Annotated in this window: 13 protein-coding genes; 7 read left to right on the top strand and 6 right to left on the bottom strand. The window is 71.2% G+C overall.

Annotated elements, in window-relative coordinates; translation table 11 throughout:
* Positions 1-56 precede the first annotated feature (56 nt).
* The 3 genes from ACFVGW_RS12535 to ACFVGW_RS12525 all read left to right on the top strand — a co-directional run bounded on the left by ACFVGW_RS12535 (position 57) and on the right by ACFVGW_RS12525 (position 3,879).
* Positions 57-1,451: an amino acid permease gene (locus tag ACFVGW_RS12535; protein ID WP_385851942.1), complete on the top strand. Its 1,395-nt coding sequence runs from the start codon at positions 57-59 to the stop codon at positions 1,449-1,451.
* Between the two features lie 184 nt (positions 1,452-1,635).
* Positions 1,636-3,039: an amino acid permease gene (locus ACFVGW_RS12530; RefSeq protein WP_385851941.1), complete on the top strand. Its 1,404-nt coding sequence runs from the start codon at positions 1,636-1,638 to the stop codon at positions 3,037-3,039.
* Positions 3,040-3,234: 195 nt separating this feature from the next.
* Positions 3,235-3,879 (top strand): superoxide dismutase, encoded by a 645-nt coding sequence (locus ACFVGW_RS12525; RefSeq protein WP_361435054.1) that lies wholly within the window; start codon positions 3,235-3,237, stop codon positions 3,877-3,879.
* Positions 3,880-3,982: 103 nt separating this feature from the next.
* Here the strand turns inward: ACFVGW_RS12525 and ACFVGW_RS12520 are convergent, their stop codons facing one another.
* Complete coding sequence (locus ACFVGW_RS12520; protein ID WP_385851940.1) at positions 3,983-4,618, bottom strand: DsbA family protein; 636 nt, start codon at positions 4,616-4,618, stop codon at positions 3,983-3,985.
* Between the two features lie 134 nt (positions 4,619-4,752).
* On the opposite strand from ACFVGW_RS12520, the gene pepN reads away from it, so the two are divergent.
* Both pepN and ACFVGW_RS12510 read left to right on the top strand, forming a co-directional pair.
* A complete protein-coding gene (gene pepN, locus ACFVGW_RS12515) occupies positions 4,753-7,338 on the top strand; it encodes an aminopeptidase N (protein ID WP_383228620.1) in 2,586 nt (861 codons plus the stop codon).
* A gap of 180 nt (positions 7,339-7,518) precedes the next feature.
* On the top strand, positions 7,519-8,529 hold the full coding sequence (locus ACFVGW_RS12510) for a hypothetical protein (RefSeq protein WP_385851939.1): 1,011 nt from the start codon (positions 7,519-7,521) through the stop codon (positions 8,527-8,529).
* 4 nt (positions 8,530-8,533) lie between these two features.
* Here ACFVGW_RS12510 and ACFVGW_RS12505 read toward each other — a convergent pair whose 3' ends face one another.
* The 5 genes from ACFVGW_RS12505 to ACFVGW_RS12485 form a co-directional block, all read right to left on the bottom strand.
* Positions 8,534-9,673: a serine hydrolase domain-containing protein gene (locus ACFVGW_RS12505; protein WP_385851938.1), complete on the bottom strand. Its 1,140-nt coding sequence runs from the start codon at positions 9,671-9,673 to the stop codon at positions 8,534-8,536.
* Positions 9,674-9,770: 97 nt separating this feature from the next.
* Positions 9,771-10,238, bottom strand: coding sequence for an NUDIX hydrolase (locus ACFVGW_RS12500; RefSeq protein ID WP_383228623.1), 468 nt, complete (start codon positions 10,236-10,238; stop codon positions 9,771-9,773).
* A gap of 9 nt (positions 10,239-10,247) precedes the next feature.
* Complete coding sequence (locus ACFVGW_RS12495; protein ID WP_385851937.1) at positions 10,248-10,727, bottom strand: HPP family protein; 480 nt, start codon at positions 10,725-10,727, stop codon at positions 10,248-10,250.
* A complete protein-coding gene (locus ACFVGW_RS12490; RefSeq protein ID WP_385851936.1) occupies positions 10,724-11,590 on the bottom strand; it encodes a pyridoxamine 5'-phosphate oxidase family protein in 867 nt (288 codons plus the stop codon). The genes ACFVGW_RS12495 and ACFVGW_RS12490 overlap by 4 nt, the downstream gene beginning before the upstream one ends.
* Positions 11,591-11,722: 132 nt before the next feature.
* Positions 11,723-12,178: a VOC family protein gene (locus tag ACFVGW_RS12485; protein WP_352192394.1), complete on the bottom strand. Its 456-nt coding sequence runs from the start codon at positions 12,176-12,178 to the stop codon at positions 11,723-11,725.
* A gap of 121 nt (positions 12,179-12,299) precedes the next feature.
* Here ACFVGW_RS12485 and ACFVGW_RS12480 point away from each other — a divergent pair, with 121 nt between their 5' ends.
* Entirely contained in the window at positions 12,300-12,842 is a 543-nt protein-coding gene (locus ACFVGW_RS12480) for a CGNR zinc finger domain-containing protein (RefSeq protein ID WP_385851935.1), read from the top strand.
* Between the two features lie 189 nt (positions 12,843-13,031).
* Positions 13,032-16,349 carry a S8 family serine peptidase gene (locus tag ACFVGW_RS12475; protein ID WP_385851934.1) on the top strand — a complete coding sequence of 1,106 codons (3,318 nt, stop codon included), beginning with the start codon at positions 13,032-13,034 and terminating at the stop codon, positions 16,347-16,349.
* Positions 16,350-16,452: the final 103 nt, after the last annotated feature.

Here is a 16,452-nt window from a genome sequence, read left to right as displayed (position 1 = left end):
GTCAGCAGGGAGACTGTGGGTTCTCCATAAACACCTCCGAAGGCACGAGCCCCCTCATGCACGACGCACCGACCGCCGTCCCGGCTCCCCCGGCCACCGAACCGGAGCCGCTCTCCCACGGACTGAAGCAGCGTCATCTGACGATGCTGGGGCTCGGCGGGGTGATCGGGGCCGGGCTCTTCGTCGGCTCGGGGGCGGGCATCGCGGTCGCGGGGCCCGGCATCGTCCTCTCGTATCTGATCGCGGGCACGCTCGCGATGCTCGTGATGCGGATGCTCGGCGAGATGTCGGCGGCGATGCCGGCCTCGGGCGCCTTCTCGGTCCACGCCGAGCGGGCGCTGGGCCGCTGGGCGGGCTTCTCGGTGGGCTGGCTGTACTGGTTCCTGCTGGTCGTCGTCCTCGCCGTGGAGGCGACGGGCGCGGCGCAGATCGCCCACGGCTGGGTGCCGGGCGTCCCGCAGTGGGGCTGGGTACTGATCTTCATGGTCGTCTTCACCGTCGCCAACCTGGCGGCGGTGAAGAACTTCGGCGAGTTCGAGTTCTGGTTCGCCGCGCTCAAGGTCGGCGCGATCGTCCTCTTCCTGGCTCTCGGGACGCTGGCGATCGTCGGGTGGCTGCCCGACACGGACCCGGTGGGGACGGCCCATCTGACCGGCGACGGCGGCTTCCTGCCGAACGGCTGGGGTGGCGTGATCTCCGGGGTCCTCGCCGTGGTCTTCGCCTTCGGCGGCCTGGAGGTCGTCACCATCGCGGCCGCCGAGTCGGACGACCCGGCGCGCAACGTGGCGCGGGCGGTGCGCAGCGCCGTGTGGCGGATCCTCCTCTTCTACGTCGGCTCGATGCTGGTCATCGTGACCCTGCTGCCCTGGACCTCGATGCGGCCGGGCCAGTCGCCGTACGTCGCCGTGCTGGACGCGATCGGGGTGCCGTCGGCCGGCCAGATCATGAACATCGTGGTCTTCGTGGCGCTGCTCTCGGCGCTCAACGCGAACCTGTACGGCTCCTCGCGCATGGTCTTCTCGCTCGCCGAGCGCGGCGAGGCGCCCAAGGGGCTGCTGAAGGTCTCGGGCGGAGGGGTGCCGCGCCGGGCGGTGCTCGCCTCGGTGGCGTTCGGCTTCGTCTCGGTCCTGCTCAATCTGAAGTGGCCGGATTCCGTCTTCCTCTACATGCTCAACGCGGTCGGCGCGGTACTCCTGTTCGTCTGGGGGCTGATCGCGGTCTCGCAGCTGCGGCTGCGCCGCCGGATCGAGCGCGAGGCGCCCGAAACGCTGACGCTGAGGATGTGGGGTTTCCCCTGGCTGACCTGGACGGCACTGGCCGCGATGGCGGCGGTCCTGGGGCTGATGCTGACCGACGACGGGGCGCGGCCGCAGGTGCTGTGGTCGGGCGCGGCCACCGGGGCCGTACTGCTGGTGGCGGGAGTGCGGGAGCTGCGGGACCGGCGGCGCTGAGGGGGCCGGGCGCGGGTGCGCGCGCGAGGCCGGGCGGCGGACCCTACCGGCGCGTACGAGAAGACACGAGATCTTCACGTTGCGTGAAGCTCGTGACCGTATAGCGGACATCCGTTCCCTGTCAGCGGTACGCACCCACAGACTGTGGCGCGTCCCCCGCCTCCTCCCCGAACAGGGCTGGTTCATGTCCCGGACCACCGCGCCCGCGCCCGTCGACCGCAAGGACGACTCGGCGACGCTCTCGCACGGGCTCAAGCAGCGTCACCTCTCGATGATCGCCCTCGGCGGCGTCATCGGCGCCGGCCTCTTCGTCGGCTCCGGCGCCGGCATCGCCGCCGCCGGCCCGTCCATCGTCCTCGCGTACACGCTCTCCGGCCTGCTCGTCATGCTGGTGATGCGCATGCTGGGCGAGATGTCGGCCGCGTACCCGTCCTCCGGATCGTTCTCCTCCCACGCGGAGCGGGCCTTCGGCTCCTGGGCCGGATTCACCGCCGGCTGGTCGTTCTGGGTGCTGCTCAGCGTCGCCGTCGGCCTGGAGGGCATCGGTGCGGCGAAGATCGTCACCGGCTGGCTGCCCGGCACGCCCGAGTGGGCCTGGGTCGCGCTCTTCATGCTGCTCTTCTGCGGCGCCAACCTGGCCGCCGTGAAGAACTTCGGCGAGTTCGAGTTCTGGTTCGCCGCCCTCAAGGTCGGCGCGATCACGCTCTTCCTCGGCCTCGGTGTGCTCGCGATCCTGGGCGTCCTGCCCGGCACGGACTCCCCCGGCACGGCCAACCTCTTCGGCGAGGGCGGATTCCTGCCGACCGGAAGCGAGGGCCTGGTCATCGGCCTGCTCGCCTCGGTGTTCTCGTACGGAGGCATGGAGACGGTCACCATCGCCGCCGCCGAGTCCGAGGACCCCGTCAGGGGCGTCGCCAAGGCCGTGCGCACCGCGATGTGGCGCATCTCGCTCTTCTACATCGGCTCGATGGCGGTCATCGTCACGCTGGTCCCGTGGAACGACAAGGCGGTCACCGAGAAGGGCCCGTACGTCGCCGCCCTCGACCAGCTGGGCATCCCGGGCGCCGGCCAGATCATGAACGTCGTGGTGCTCATCGCCCTGCTGTCCGCGATGAACGCGAACATCTACGGCTCCTCGCGCATCGCCTTCTCCCTGGTCAAGCGGGGCCTCGGCCCGAAGATCCTCGGCACGGTCTCCAGCGGTGTGCCGCGCTTCGCCGTCCTCGCGTCCAGCTTCTTCGGCTTCGTCTGCGTGGGCCTCAACTACTGGTCCCCCGAGACGATCTTCCCCTGGCTGCTGAACATGATCGGCGGCGTGATCCTGGTCGTCTGGATCTTCATCGCCGCCTCGCAGCTGGTGCTGCGCCGCCGCCTGGAGCGCGAGGAGCCCGAGAAGCTGGTCGTCCGGATGTGGGCCTTCCCGTACCTCACCTGGGTGTCGCTGGCCGGCATGGCGGTGATCTTCTTCCTGATGGCCCGCGAGGAGGGCACCCGCGTGCAGCTGTATGCGACGGGCGTCATGACCGTGATGCTGGCCGTCATCGGCCTCGTCCGCCAGAAGACGGGGGCCGCGCGCCAGGACGCCTGACGCCGCCTCCCGCCTCCCGTCTCCTGTTCCGCCGGCACGCCCGGACCGCTCCCCGCGGTCCGGGCGTTCCGCGTTTCCCGGCCCCTCGCGCCACGAGTCCTAGGTCCGAGGACTGATCAACTTCGGACACTCCTGCTGCTAGCCTGCACTTGCATAGAGGTTGCAATAACTCAGAAGCAGCGAGAGGCTCGGCACATGGCGATCTACACCCTTCCGGAACTGCCGTACGACTACGCGGCTCTGGAGCCGGTGATCAACCCCCAGATCATCGAGCTGCACCACGACAAGCACCACGCCGCGTACGTCAAGGGCGCCAACGACACCCTTGAGCAGCTGGAAGAGGCGCGCGACAAGGAGCAGTGGGGCTCGATCAACGGCCTGGAGAAGAACCTCGCGTTCCACCTCTCCGGCCACATCCTGCATTCGATCTACTGGAACAACATGAACAGCCCGAAGGACGGGGGCGGCGGCGAGCCGCTCGCGGCCGACGGCGTGGGCGACCTCGCCGACGCGATCACCGAGTCCTTCGGCTCCTTCGCCAAGTTCAAGGCCCAGCTGACCAAGGCCTCCGCGACCACCCAGGGCTCCGGCTGGGGTGTCCTCGCGTACGAGCCGATCAGCGGCCGGCTGATCGTCGAGCAGGTCTACGACCACCAGGGGAACGTCGGCCAGGGCTCGGTCCCGGTCCTCGTCTTCGACGCCTGGGAGCACGCCTTCTACCTGCAGTACAAGAACCAGAAGGTGGACTTCATCGAGGCCATGTGGCAGGTCGTCAACTGGCAGGACGTGCAGAAGCGCTACACGGACGCCAAGGGGCGCACGCCGCTCATCGGCATCTGAGGAACGTCCTGCTCGTGATCGTCTTCTCAACCTTCACCGGGCAGGCGGAAGAAGGGCGGGCCCCCGCGGTGACGTGAACCGCGGGGGCCCGCCGACGGCCGTCCTACTCGAAGCTCGGCGCCGCCGTCCGCGTGCGCTTGATCTCGTAGAAGCCGGGCGTCGCCGCCACGAGCAGCGTGCCGTCCCAGAGCCGGGCCGCCGCCTCGCCGCGCGGGGTCGGGGTGACGACCGGGCCGAAGAAGGCGACCTCGTCGCCGTCCGCGCCCGGGACGGAGATGACCGGCGTGCCGACGTCCTGGCCGACCTTCTCGATGCCCTCCTTGTGGGAGGCGCGCAGCTCCGCGTCGTACGTGTCCTTGTCGGCGTAGTCCGCGAGGCCGGCCGGCAGACCGACGTCCGCGAGGGCCGCCGTGATCGCCTCGCGCGTCGGGCCCTCGCCGTTGTTGTGGAAGCGGGTGCCGAGCGCGGTGTAGAGCTTGCCGACGACCTCGTCGCCGTGCTGCTGCTGGGCCGCTATGACCACGCGCACCGGGCCCCAGGCCTTGGTCTCCAGCATGTCGCGGTACTCGGCCGGAAGCTCGTCCAGCTTGTCCTCGTTGAGGACGGCCAGGCTCATCACCTTCCACCGGACGTCGACCGGACGGACCTTCTCCACCTCCAGCATCCAGCGGGAGGTCATCCAGGCCCAGGGGCACAGCGGGTCGAACCAGAAGTCGGCGGTGGTCCTGCTCTCGGACATGTCACTCCTCAGGGACGGATGTCTATGCGCCGCAGGAGGAACGCCCCCGGTCGGTGAGGGCATTCCCACGTGTCGCGTGTCAGCTCCACATGGGAGGATCGGTGCTGTTTCGAACGAGCCACGAAGGAGTGACCGTGCCCGGAGAGAATCTGTCCCGCGACGAGGCCCGCGAGCGGGCCGCGCTGTTGTCCGTCGACGGGTACGAGGTCGCCCTGGACCTGCGCTCGGCGGTCGGGGAGTCCGGCGAGGAGGTCCGCACCTTCCGCTCGGTGACGACCATCCGGTTCCGTCGTACGGGTACGGGCACGGCCACCTTCGTCGACCTGATCGCGCCCGCCGTCACCTCGGTCGAGCTGAACGGCCGCGCGCTCGACCCGGCCGCCGTCTTCGACGGTGCGCGGATCGCCCTGGACGGCCTGGCCGACGAGAACGTGCTCGTGGTCGACGCCCGGTGCGCCTACAGCCGGACGGGCGAGGGCATGCACCGCTTCGTCGACCCCGAGGACGGCGAGGTCTACCTCTACACGCAGTACGAGCCGGCCGACGCCCGCCGGGTGTACGCCACCTTCGAGCAGCCCGACCTGAAGGCCCCGCACCTCTTCTCGGTGACCGCGCCCGAGGGCTGGACGGTGTGGAGCAACGGCGCCGGGGAGCGGGACGCGGAGGGCGTGTGGCGCTTCGCTGAGACGGCGCCGATCTCGACGTACATCACCTGTGTCGTCGCCGGGCCGTACCACTACGTGACGGACACCTACCGGCGCACGCTGGCCGACGGGTCCGAGCTGGAGATCCCCCTCGGCGCGATGTGCCGCAAGGGGCTCGCCCGGCACTTCGACGCGGACGACGTCTTCCTGATCACCAAGCAGGGGTTCGACTTCTTCCACGACAACTTCGACTACCCGTACCCCTTCGGGAAGTACGACCAGGCCTTCGTCCCCGAGTACAACCTCGGCGCGATGGAGAACCCGGGCATGGTGACCTTCCGCGAGGAGTACATCTACCGGGGCAAGGTCACCCAGGCCGCGTACGAGCGCAGGGCGAACGTCATCCTGCACGAGATGGCGCACATGTGGTTCGGCGACCTGGTCACCATGGTGTGGTGGGACGACCTGTGGCTGAAGGAGTCCTTCGCCGACTTCATGGGCTCCTTCTCGCTGGCCGAGGCGACCCGGTTCACCAACAGCTGGGTGACCTTCGCCAACAACCGCAAGTCCTGGGCGTACCGCGCCGACCAGCTGCCGTCCACCCACCCGATCACGGCCGACATCCGTGACCTGGAGGACGCCAAGCTGAACTTCGACGGCATCACGTACGCCAAGGGCGCCTCCGTGCTCAAGCAGCTCGTGGCGTACGCGGGCCGGGACGCGTTCCTGGAGGGCGCGCGGCGCTACTTCAAGCGCCACGCGTACGGGAACACGCGCCTGACGGATCTGCTGTCCGTACTGGAGGAGACCTCCGGGCGCGACATGAAGGCGTGGTCGCGCTCCTGGCTCCAGACCTCGGGCGTCAACACGCTGACGCCGGAGGTGACGTACGACGCGGAGGGCCGGATCACCGAGCTGGCCGTCGTCCAGGCCGGGGACGCTGTGCTCGATCAGCCGACTCCGTCGGCGGGGCGCCCGCACCGGGCGGCCGTCGGTCTGTACCGGCTCTCGGCGGAGGGCGAGCTCGTACGGTACGCGCGGGCCGAGGCCGACGTCGTCGGCGCGCGGACGGTCGTGGCCGAGCTCGCGGGCGCGGAGCGGCCGGACCTGGTCCTGGTCAACGACGACGACCTCACGTACTGCAAGGTCCGCTTCGACGAGGGCTCGCTCGCGACGCTGCGGGCGCACCTGGGCGACATCACGGACCCGCTGGCACGGGCGCTGTGCTGGTCGGCGCTGTGGAACCTGACGCGGGACGGTCTGATGCCGGCCCGGGACTTCGTGGCGGTCGCCCTCGGCTTCGCGGGCCGTGAGACGGACATCGGCGTCCTCCAGATGGTGCACGCCTGGGCGCGCTCGGCGGTCACGAACTTCGCGGCGCCCGAGTGGCGCGCCGAGGGCGGCCGGCTGCTCGCCGAGGGCGGGCTGCGGGAGCTGCGGCTCGCCGCGGCGGGCAGTGAGCACCAGCTGACCTGGGCGCGGTTCTTCGCGGCGTCCGCCGCCTCGGACGCGGACTTCCAGCTCCTGGAGGGTCTGCTCGACGGCACGGCCAAGATCGACGGTCTGGACGTCGACCAGGAGCTGCGCTGGTCGTTCCTGGAGCCGCTCGCCGCGCACGGCCGGGCGGACGAGGCCCGGATCGCCGAGGAGCTGGCCCTCGACGACACGGCGACCGGCAAGCGCCACCAGGTCCGCTGTCTGGCGGCCAGGCCGTCGGCGGCGGTCAAGGCGCAGGCCTGGGCGCAGGTCGTCGAGTCGGACGCGCTGTCGAACGCGCTGGTGGAGGCGACCATCGCGGGCTTCGTCCAGCCGTCGCAGCGTGAACTGATCGCGCCGTACGCGGAGAAGTACTTCGCCGTCATCGAGCGGGTGTGGGCGGACCGTTCGATCCAGATCGGCATGGACGTGGTCAAGGGGCTGTTCCCCGCGCTCCACGGCGAGGAGGCCCTGGCCTCGACGGACGCGTGGCTCGCCGCGCACGAGTCGGCCGCGCCGGCCCTGCGCCGCCTGGTCCTGGAGGGCCGCGACGACCTGGCGCGCGCGCTGCGCGCGCAGGCGTGCGACGGCGGCCTGTAGCCCGCACAACCCTCGGAGCGCGGCGCCCTCGTCCGGGCGTCGCGCTCCGGCGTGTACGGGCGGCGGCTGCCGGGCATTGTCGGCAGTCGAACGTGCGTACTTTAGGACGAGGATGTCCCGGTTTGGCGACGCGCGTGTAACAGCGGTTAGCGGGAGGCCGGGGAGCGGAAGACCCCCGGCATGAACCACAACACCCCCATCACCCCCCGGCCCCTCCCCCTCCCCTCACGGGCCGACGGGCGCCAACGCCTCGCGTCCACGGCCCAGTTGCGCGAGCGGGGGCTGTCAGGTGCCGACATCGCCGCGCACTGCCGCCCGGGCGGCGCGTGGCAGCAGATCCTGCCCGGCGTCTTCCTGCTCGGCCCCGGGCAGCCCACCGGCGAGGACCGGCTGCGGGCCGCACTGCTCCACGCCGCCCGCCCCGGCGCGGTACCGGCCGGCCGGGGCCCCGGGGCGATGATCACCGGTCTCGCCGCGCTCGCCCTGCACCGGTTCTCCTCCGCTCCCCCGCTGACCGGAGTGGACCGGATCGACGTGCTGGTCCCCCGTACGCGCAGACTGCGCTCCACCGGCTGGGTGCGGGTGGTGCGCGCCCAGGAGCCGCCCGTGCCGCTGCGCATCGCCGGGGTGCCCGTCGCGCCGGTCGCCCGCGCGCTCGCCGACGCGGTGTCCGGTCTGACCGAAGCGGGCGTGGTGCGCCGGCTGCTCACCGAGGCCGTGCGCGACGGACACTGCGAACCCGGAGCGGTGGTACGGGAGTTGAACCGGGCGCGGCTGCTCAACCGGCCGCACGTGGTGGACGCCGTCGACTCGCTGCTCGCGGAGGGCCGGAGCATCGCCGAGGAGCGGCTCTACGAGATGGTGCGGGAGTTCGCCCTGCCCGACCCGCTGTGGAACGTGGATCTGCGGCTGCCGGGCGGTCCGCACCTCGGCGGTCTGGACGCGTACTGGCCGGACCAGGCGGTGGCGGTGGAGCTGGACACCCGGGCGCCCCGGCAGGACGACGACGCGCTCTGGCCGGAGTACACCCGAAAGCGCGAGCACCTGGAGCGGCTCGGCATCACGGTCGTCCACATCACCCCGCGCAAGCTGCGCGAGGCGATGGACCAGCAGGCCACCGTGGTCCGTACGGCCCTGATGGCCGCGGCGGACCGGCAGCCCGCCGCGTACGTCGTCGTCCTACCCCGGTGAGGTGTCAGTCCCGGCCGCAGAACTCGGCCTCGACGACGGTCTGGCTGTCCCCCGCCCAGTCGGCGTTGAAGTTCATGGCGAGCGAGTGACCGCCGTCGCGGGTGGCGACGGCCTGCGAGGAGGAGCCGTGGATGCCGCCGCCGTGGCCCCACACCTCCTTGCCGCAGCTCAGCTTCGCCCGCATCAGCCCGAGGCCGTAGGAGAGCTCCGGCGCCTCGGCGCCGACCGGCACGGCGCGCGTCATCTCGCGCATCTCGGCCCTCGGCAGCAACTTCCCCTTGAGCAGGGCCCGGTAGAAGGTCTGCAGATCGTTGGAGTCGGAGATCATCTCGCCCGCCGCGTGGGCGAGGGACGGGTTCAGCTCCGTGACGTCGTGCACCGTCGTCGCGTTCGGGTCCCGCGAGAGCTTCGAGTACGCCCGTGAACTCGGCTCCGGCATCGTCACGGTCGTGCCGGGCACGCTGGTGGCGCGCAGCTTCAGCGGCTTGATGATCCGCCGCTGGACCTCCTTGCCGTACGGGCGGCCGGTCGCCTTCTCGATCACCATGCCCGCGAGGACGTAGTTGGTGTTGGAGTAGCTCCAGCCGGTGCCGGGGGCGAAGTCCGGTGCGTGGGTCATCGCGACCGCGACGAGCTGCTCGGGGGTCCAGGTGTCGTAGCGGTTCTTCAGGAAGTCCGGGCCGAAGACCTTCTGCTGGAAACCGGCGTCGGAGGTGACGTCGTAGATGCCGCTGGTGTGGTTGAGAAGCTGGCGGACGGTGACCGTGCGGCCGTCGTGGCCGTTGCCGCGGACCACGCCCGGCAGCCACTTCTCGACGGGGTCGTCGAGGTCGAGCCGTCCCTCGGCCTGGAGCTGGAGGAGGACGGTCGCCACGAAGGTCTTGGTGATGGAGCCGACCCGGTAGCGGTCCTGGCCCCCGCGTTCGCCCGCGGTCCCGGTCCACGAGCTTCGACCGGTCCGGGCCTGGGCGACGGCGCCCGGCACACCCTCTTCGACGGCCGTGTCGAGGGCCCGCTGGGTGGCGGAGTGGTCCGGCTTCTTCGGCGCGGTGGCCGCGACGGCGGGCGCGGCGAGCGCTCCGGCCGTGAGGGCGGCCACGGCGGTGGCGGCGAGGACGGTGCGGGCGGCGCGTACGGATGTCATGCGGGTTCCCCCTGGTGTCGTGTGACGTCCTGCGGTCACGGGAGGGGACCCGGCGGCGGGCGGGGCGGTTGAGCGGGCCGCGATGGTTGAGCGGAATTCAGCCGTTCGCGGGATCGGCGAGGCTGGAGCGGCCGACGGGCGGCCGGTCGCGCCACAACTGCAGCCCGATGTCGACGAGTTCGACGCGCTTGAGGTCCTGGACGGCGGCGAGCGGATGCCAGGCGGCGAGGTCGGTGGAGCCGCCCGTCTCGTTGCGCAGGGAGCCTCCGGTGATCCGGCTCTCGTAGATGATCCGCAGGCCGTGGAAGTCGCCGGGCCCGGCGAACCGGCGGATCCAGCCGCGTCGGATGGAGTCGATCCCGAGGAGGGCGACCGGCTCGGTGAGGTATCCCGTCTCCTCCTCGACCTCGCGGACGACGGTGTCGACCGGTTCCTCGCCGTGGTCCATCCCGCCGCCCGGCAGGGTCCACCGCCGCTCACCGACGCTGTTCACCCAGCGGGCGAGGAGTATCTCGTCGTCACGGACACACACGGCGTAGGCCGCCACCCTCAACTCCTGCTTCATGAGCCGAGGTTAGAACCAGTACACGGGGTATGTCCGCCCGGTCGTCCGGGCGCCCGCGAGCCCGACGGCCACGAGCAGGAGGCTCGCGAGGGCGAGCAGCGCGAGGAAGGTCCAGAACGGCGGATTCTGGAGGGTGACGATCACCGCCGTTGCGGCGGCGGGCGAGTGCGGGGTGCGGGCGGCCATCATGACGCCGAGCGCGAGACCGCCGGCGAGGGCGGCGCCCCAGAGGGTGGGGCCGGTGACGAGGAGGACGGCGAAGCCGGTGAGCGCGGAGAGGAGCTGGCCGCCGACGACCGAGCGGGGCTGGGCGAGCGGCAGGTCTGGGGCGCCGGCCACCAGCGCCATGCTGGCCGCCAGGGGCGGGATCAGCAGGGGCTGGTGGAGCACGGTGCCGAGGGCGACCAGCGCGAGCAGGGCGGTGACGCTGACGGCGGTCGCCAGGGCCACGACCCGGGGACGGGGCCGGGCGGGGGCGGCTGTGGTCATGCGGGGTCCTGGGGAAGGGGCGGGTTGGCGGGCGAGTACTCCGGCTCCGACCAGCGCAACGGGCTCGCGGACGGGATCTCGACGGTCCGCCGGACGTGGAACCGGGTGACGCGGACGTCGTCGGGGCCGTAGTCGGTGTGGGCCGTGCCGGAGAGCTGGAGCGTGGTGCCGGTCCGCCAGTCGACGAAGAGCAGCCCGGCGCGGTCGTCGGACTCCAGGTTGCCCAGGGTCAGGAACATGGCGTTGCCGGGATAGTCCCGCCAGCTCAGCTCGGTGGGCCCGTCGACCCGGACGAAGCCGGGGTTGCCGCCGCGGTGGCTCGCGTCCACGCCGTCGGGGGCGGTGGTCGCGATGAAGAAGGTGTCGGCTGTTCGTACGAACCGCTCCTGGGCGGCGGTGAGCGCGGTGCCGTGGAGCGGGTCGCCGGGCGGGGTGGTGTGCTCGTGCGCGTACAGCTCGCGCTTCTGGAGGTACTTCGGGCAGTTGGAGAAGACCTGCTCCGCCTCGACGGTGAAGCCGCGCGGGCTGGGGCGGGCGACGCCGTTGAGCCGCATACGGCGGCGGGTGCGGGGGTCGAGGGCGATCGTGCCGACGGGGGTGGGGCCGGGGGCGGGGGGCGGGGCGGCCACCGAGATCGTGTGCGGGCCGGTCGCCCTGGCGAAGCCGGGGGCGCCGGTGAGGAGGGTGCTCCAGAGCTGCCCGTCGGCGTCCGCCGCGGCAAGTACGAGCATGGGCTGGAGTTCGAGGAAGGCGGCGGCGACGGGGCGGATGCCGGTTCCTATGGAGCGGCCGACGTGGGCGGCGATGTCGCGGACGCCGGTTCTTTCCTGGACGGCGCGGGAGCCTGCGTTGTACGGGTCCATGGCGTGAGCCTTTCCTGTGCGGGGCCCGGGCCGGGGGCCGGGGTGCGGGCCCTCGGCGCGGGCAGCGCGTCCGTGGCGTTGTGCCCACCCGCTCCGCCCTGCGGGACGGATGGGCACAACGGGTGGCGTCTGCTAGAAGAAGCCGCAGGTGGGGGCACCCTCCGTGGGGGCCTCGGCGCCTTCCGCGCCCGTGGGGGCGAAGATCTCCAGGCGGGTGCCGTCCGGGTCGTGGAAGAAGATGCCGCCCGAGGAGCCGCCCTCGGAGTGGGGGACCACGCCCTCGTAGGCGAACTCGGTGCCCCGCTCCTTCAGGGCCGCCTCGGCCGCCTTGACCCGCTCGATCGACTCGGCCTCGAAGGCGAGGTGGTGCAGGCCCGCGCGGCCGGAGTCGTACCCGCCCTCCGCCTGCTGCCAGAGCGTGACGACGAGCTTGCCCCCCTGGCCGAGGAACGCGTACCGCCGCCCGTCCTCCTTGCCCTCGCCGAGCACCTCGAAGCCCAGCACGTTCCCGTAGAAGTCGAGCGAGCGCTCCAGGTCCGTGACGTTGAGCCCGATGTGGTTGGTGACCAGCGTTCCGATCGCCGACATGGCGGTTCCCCTCTCGACATGGCGAGTACTAACCTCTGAGATAGACATTAGAGGTTAGAGAGCGACCGTGCAACCAGTCACGTAACCTTGAGGGGTTAGTTCTACGAGGAGGGTGTCCGCCATGACCGTTTCCGACCCGCGCCCCCTGGTCGGCGAACCCGTCTCCCTCGACCTGCTCAACACCCGCTGGATGCTGGACGGCGCACGCCAGGACCTGCTCACGGACACCGAGGGGCTGGCCCTCTGGCTCCGCGCCAACGGACTCGACGGGCGCTTCACCGCCGACACGACGACCCTGCGCCACACCCTCGCCGCCCGTGACGCCCTCGCCGGCCTCGTCGACCGCCCCGGCGACCCCGCCGCGACCGCCCGTGTCGACGCCGTGCTCGGCCACGGCCGCATCCGCGCCACGCTCACCCCCGAGGGTCCCGGCGAGCTGCCGGAGTTCGCGGACGCGGCCTGGGGTCCGGGCTGGACGGCGGCCCGCGACTACCTCGACCTGCTGCGCACCGCACCGGACCGGATCCGGTCCTGCGCCCACGAGGCGTGCATCCTGCACTTCTTCGACACCTCGCGGAACGGCACCCGGCGCTGGTGCTCGATGGCGGTCTGCGGCAACCGGGCCAAGGCCTCGCGCCACTACGCTCGTACAAAGGAAAACTAACCAAGCGGCCAACTCGCCCCGCTTGAGGACGATTCATTCCCGATGGCGCACGCCGCGCGGTGGCGGATGTCCGCCATCAGCACATCCCGCCACCTGACAACTCTCCACAAACCCCTGTCACTTGCGAAAGGCTGAGCGGTCATCCGGTACCGAAATCCGGACCCTCTTCTTTCACAATCAGGGATGTAAATGACCACCCCCGAATCTCAGAGCTCCATACCCGGGCGCTCGACCCCCGGACACAGACGGGCCGCCCGCATCGCGGCGGCCGCCGGACTCGTGACCGCGCTCATCGCGGCCGGTGCCGCTCCGGTCCTGGCCGCCGAAGACCCGGCGACCACCCCTCCGGTCAAGTCCGCCGACTCCGCCGACAAGCTCGGCCCGACGGACGCCCAGCGCCTCACCGAGGCCGAGGCCGCCGGCGAGAAGAACGTCACGATCCTCGTCGCCACCGCCCCCGGCTCCACCGAGCAGGTCGCCGGCCAGCTCGACGCCGTCCAGGGCGCCTCGGTCGGCAAGCAGAACGACAAGCTCGGCTACGTCCGCGCCACCCTGCCGACCGCGAAGGCGGAGGCCGCCATCGCGGCGGCCACCAAGCTCTCCTCCGTCCAGTCGATCGACCTCCAGGCCGAGATCAAGCTGGACGACCCGACCCCGGACTCGGGCACCACCGGCGCCGTCGAGGGCACGACCGTCACGCAGACGTACCCGGCCCCGGGCAAGAGCACCCCGGCGAAGAACCCGTACAACCCGTCCCACGAGACGGGCGCGGTCGAATTCGTCGAGGACAACCCCCGGGCCGACGGCCGCGGCGTGACCATCGGCATCCTCGACTCCGGCGTCGACCTCGGTCACCCGGCGCTGCAGAAGACCACCACCGGCGAGCGCAAGATCGTCGACTGGGTCACCGCCACCGACCCGCTGACCGAGGGCGACGCCACCTGGCGTGCCCAGATCACCCCGGTCGCGGGCCCCGTCTTCTCCGCCTCCTCGCAGTCCTGGAAGGCGCCCGAGGGCTCCTACCAGTTCAGCCGCTTCAACGAGGCGATCACCGCGGGCGGCGACCCGGCCGGTGACATCAACCGCGACGGCGACACGGCCGACCTCTTCGGCATGCTGTACGACCCGGCCGCCGGCACCGTCCGCGTCGACACCGACCAGAACAACGACTTCACGGACAACGCGCCGATGAAGCCGTACAAGGACGGGTACCAGGTCGGCTACTTCGGTACCGACAACCCGGCCACCGAGGTCGTCGAGAAGACGCCGTTCGTCGTCGAGATCCGCAAGGACGTGGCGATGGACCCGCTCGGCGGGACCTGGGTCGGCAAGAAGGCCGACTTCGTCAACATCGGCGTCGTCGAGTCCTCCCACGGCACGCACGTCGCCGGCATCACCGCCGCCAAGGGCCTCTTCGGCGGCCGGATGAACGGCGCGGCGCCCGGCGCGAAGATCGTCTCCTCGCGCGCGTGCACCTGGACCGGCGGCTGCACCAACACCGCCCTCACCGAGGGCATGACGGACCTCGTCGTCAACCGTGGCGTCGACATCGTCAACATGTCGATCGGCGGCCTGCCCGCGCAGAACGACGGCGACAACGTCCGCGCCCGCCTCTACACCCGTCTGATCGACCAGTACGGCGTGCAGCTGGTGATCTCGGCCGGCAACTCCGGTCCGGGCATCAACACGATCGGCGACCCCGGCCTGGCCGACAAGGTCATCTCGGTCGGCGCGGCGATCTCCAAGTCGACCTGGGCCGCCAACTACGGCTCGGCCGTCACCAAGTCGTACGCGATGTTCCCCTTCTCCTCGCGCGGTCCGCGTGAGGACGGCGGCTTCACCCCGACCATCACCGGTCCGGGCTCGGCCGTGAACACCATCCCGACGTGGCAGGCCGGCTCCGGCGTGCCCGAGTCCGGCTACGCGCTGCCCGCCGGCTACGGGATGCTCAACGGCACCTCGATGTCCTCCCCGCAGGTCGCGGGCGCGAGCGCGCTGCTGCTCTCCGCCGCGAAGCAGAAGCGCATCGAGCTCTCGCCGCTCACCCTGCGCACCGCGCTCACCTCGACCGCCGACCGGATCTCCGGTGTCGCGGCCCACGAGCAGGGCTCGGGTCTGATCGACATCAACGACGCCTGGGAGTCGATCAAGGACGGCGCCACGGCGCACGAGTACAAGGTCGAGGCTCCGGTCGACACCGCGATCTTCCCGGCCCCGCACACCGGCACCGGTGTGTACGACCGTGAGGGTGGCCTCAAGGTCGGCCAGAAGAAGGTCTACGACGTCACCATCACGCGCACGACCGGCCCCAACCGGCCCATCGAGCACGAGCTGGAGCTGAAGAACAACGACGGCACCTTCCGGATCCTCGGCGACGACGAGGTCGACCTGCCGCTGAACAAGCCGGTCACCGTCAAGATCCAGGCCAAGCCGGCCTCGGCCGGTGTGCACAGCGTGATCCTGGAGGCGGACGACGACCGCACCGAGGGCGTGGACAAGCAGATCCTCGCCACCTCGGTCGTCGCGAGCGACCTGGCCGCTCCCGGCTACGGCTTCTCCGCGTCGGGCTCCGTCCAGCGCAACAGCCACAAGTCGTACTTCATCACCGTGCCGGAGGGCGCCAAGACCCTCGAGGTCGCTCTCGGCGGTCTGAAGGAGAAGAGCCAGACCCGGTTCATCTCGATCCACCCGTACGGCGTGGCCTTCGAGTCCACCGCGTCCAACGTGTGCTACCCGCACTACAACCCGGGCAACGGCTGCCGTGCGGACCTGCGTTCGTACGCCAACCCGACGCCGGGCGTCTGGGAGATCGAGGTCGAGGCGCGCCGCACCTCGCCCGACCTGGACAACCCGTACAAGCTGGACGTCTCGGTGCTGGGCGCCGACTTCGACCCGGCCGTCCAGACCGTTCCCGAGGCGAAGGTCGGCACGCCGGCCGCCGTCGAGTGGACCGTCACCAACACCTTCGCCGGCATCGACGGCAAGCTGAAGGGCGGCTCGCTGGGCTCGGCCAAGGTCGAGACGCCGACGATCAAGCACCACGAGCAGCAGATCAAGACCGTCACCATCGGTGAGGGCGTCGAGCGGCTGGACGTGGCGATCGGCAACACCTCGGACAAGGCCGCCGACCTGGACCTCACGGTCCTGCGCGACGGCGTCCAGGTGGGCCAGGCCGCCGACGGCGACTCGGAGGAGGCCGTCTCGCTCGTCAAGCCGGCCGCCGGCACGTACACCGTCGTGATCGACGGCTACTCGGTCCAGGCCGAGGGCGGTACGACCTTCGACTACAAGGACGTGTACTACTCGGCCGCGCTCGGCAGCGTCCAGGTCGACGCGGCCAAGAGCTACCCGCTGGCCAACGGCGCGACCGCCAAGGTCGCCGCCGAGGTGCTGGTCGCCGGTGCCGCGCCCGAGGGCCGGCAGTTCTTCGGCGAGGTCCAGCTGCTGAACGCGCGCGGCACCGCCGCGGGCGCCGGCAGCGTCGTGATCGGCAAGGTCATCCCGTAACACCGCTGTACGAGTGAGGGGCGGGCACCGGAACCGGTGCCCGCCCCTTCCCCGTCTCCGCCCACGTCCCGGCCTCGGTCGCCGTTGCCGTCCCGATCCTCGG

It is taken from the genome of Streptomyces sp. NPDC127129 (genome assembly GCF_042671585.1).
Taxonomy (GTDB): Bacteria; Actinomycetota; Actinomycetes; order Streptomycetales; family Streptomycetaceae; genus Streptomyces.
Note: the sequence above shows the minus strand (reverse complement) of the source record. Positions and strands in the feature narration are given on the sequence as shown.

Excerpts from the sequence above, each read along its gene's own strand:
- ACFVGW_RS12535 (WP_385851942.1), top strand. The coding sequence starts at position 57 with ATGCACGACGCACCGACCGCCGTCCCGGCTCCCCCGGCCACCGAACCG.
- ACFVGW_RS12530 (WP_385851941.1), top strand. The coding sequence starts at position 1,636 with ATGTCCCGGACCACCGCGCCCGCGCCCGTCGACCGCAAGGACGACTCG.
- ACFVGW_RS12525 (WP_361435054.1), top strand. The coding sequence starts at position 3,235 with ATGGCGATCTACACCCTTCCGGAACTGCCGTACGACTACGCGGCTCTG.
- ACFVGW_RS12520 (WP_385851940.1), bottom strand. The coding sequence starts at position 4,618 with ATGTCCGAGAGCAGGACCACCGCCGACTTCTGGTTCGACCCGCTGTGC.
- ACFVGW_RS12510 (WP_385851939.1), top strand. The coding sequence starts at position 7,519 with ATGAACCACAACACCCCCATCACCCCCCGGCCCCTCCCCCTCCCCTCA.
- ACFVGW_RS12505 (WP_385851938.1), bottom strand. The coding sequence starts at position 9,673 with ATGACATCCGTACGCGCCGCCCGCACCGTCCTCGCCGCCACCGCCGTG.
- ACFVGW_RS12500 (WP_383228623.1), bottom strand. The coding sequence starts at position 10,238 with ATGAAGCAGGAGTTGAGGGTGGCGGCCTACGCCGTGTGTGTCCGTGAC.
- ACFVGW_RS12495 (WP_385851937.1), bottom strand. The coding sequence starts at position 10,727 with ATGACCACAGCCGCCCCCGCCCGGCCCCGTCCCCGGGTCGTGGCCCTG.
- ACFVGW_RS12490 (WP_385851936.1), bottom strand. The coding sequence starts at position 11,590 with ATGGACCCGTACAACGCAGGCTCCCGCGCCGTCCAGGAAAGAACCGGC.
- ACFVGW_RS12485 (WP_352192394.1), bottom strand. The coding sequence starts at position 12,178 with ATGTCGGCGATCGGAACGCTGGTCACCAACCACATCGGGCTCAACGTC.
- ACFVGW_RS12480 (WP_385851935.1), top strand. The coding sequence starts at position 12,300 with ATGACCGTTTCCGACCCGCGCCCCCTGGTCGGCGAACCCGTCTCCCTC.
- ACFVGW_RS12475 (WP_385851934.1), top strand. The coding sequence starts at position 13,032 with ATGACCACCCCCGAATCTCAGAGCTCCATACCCGGGCGCTCGACCCCC.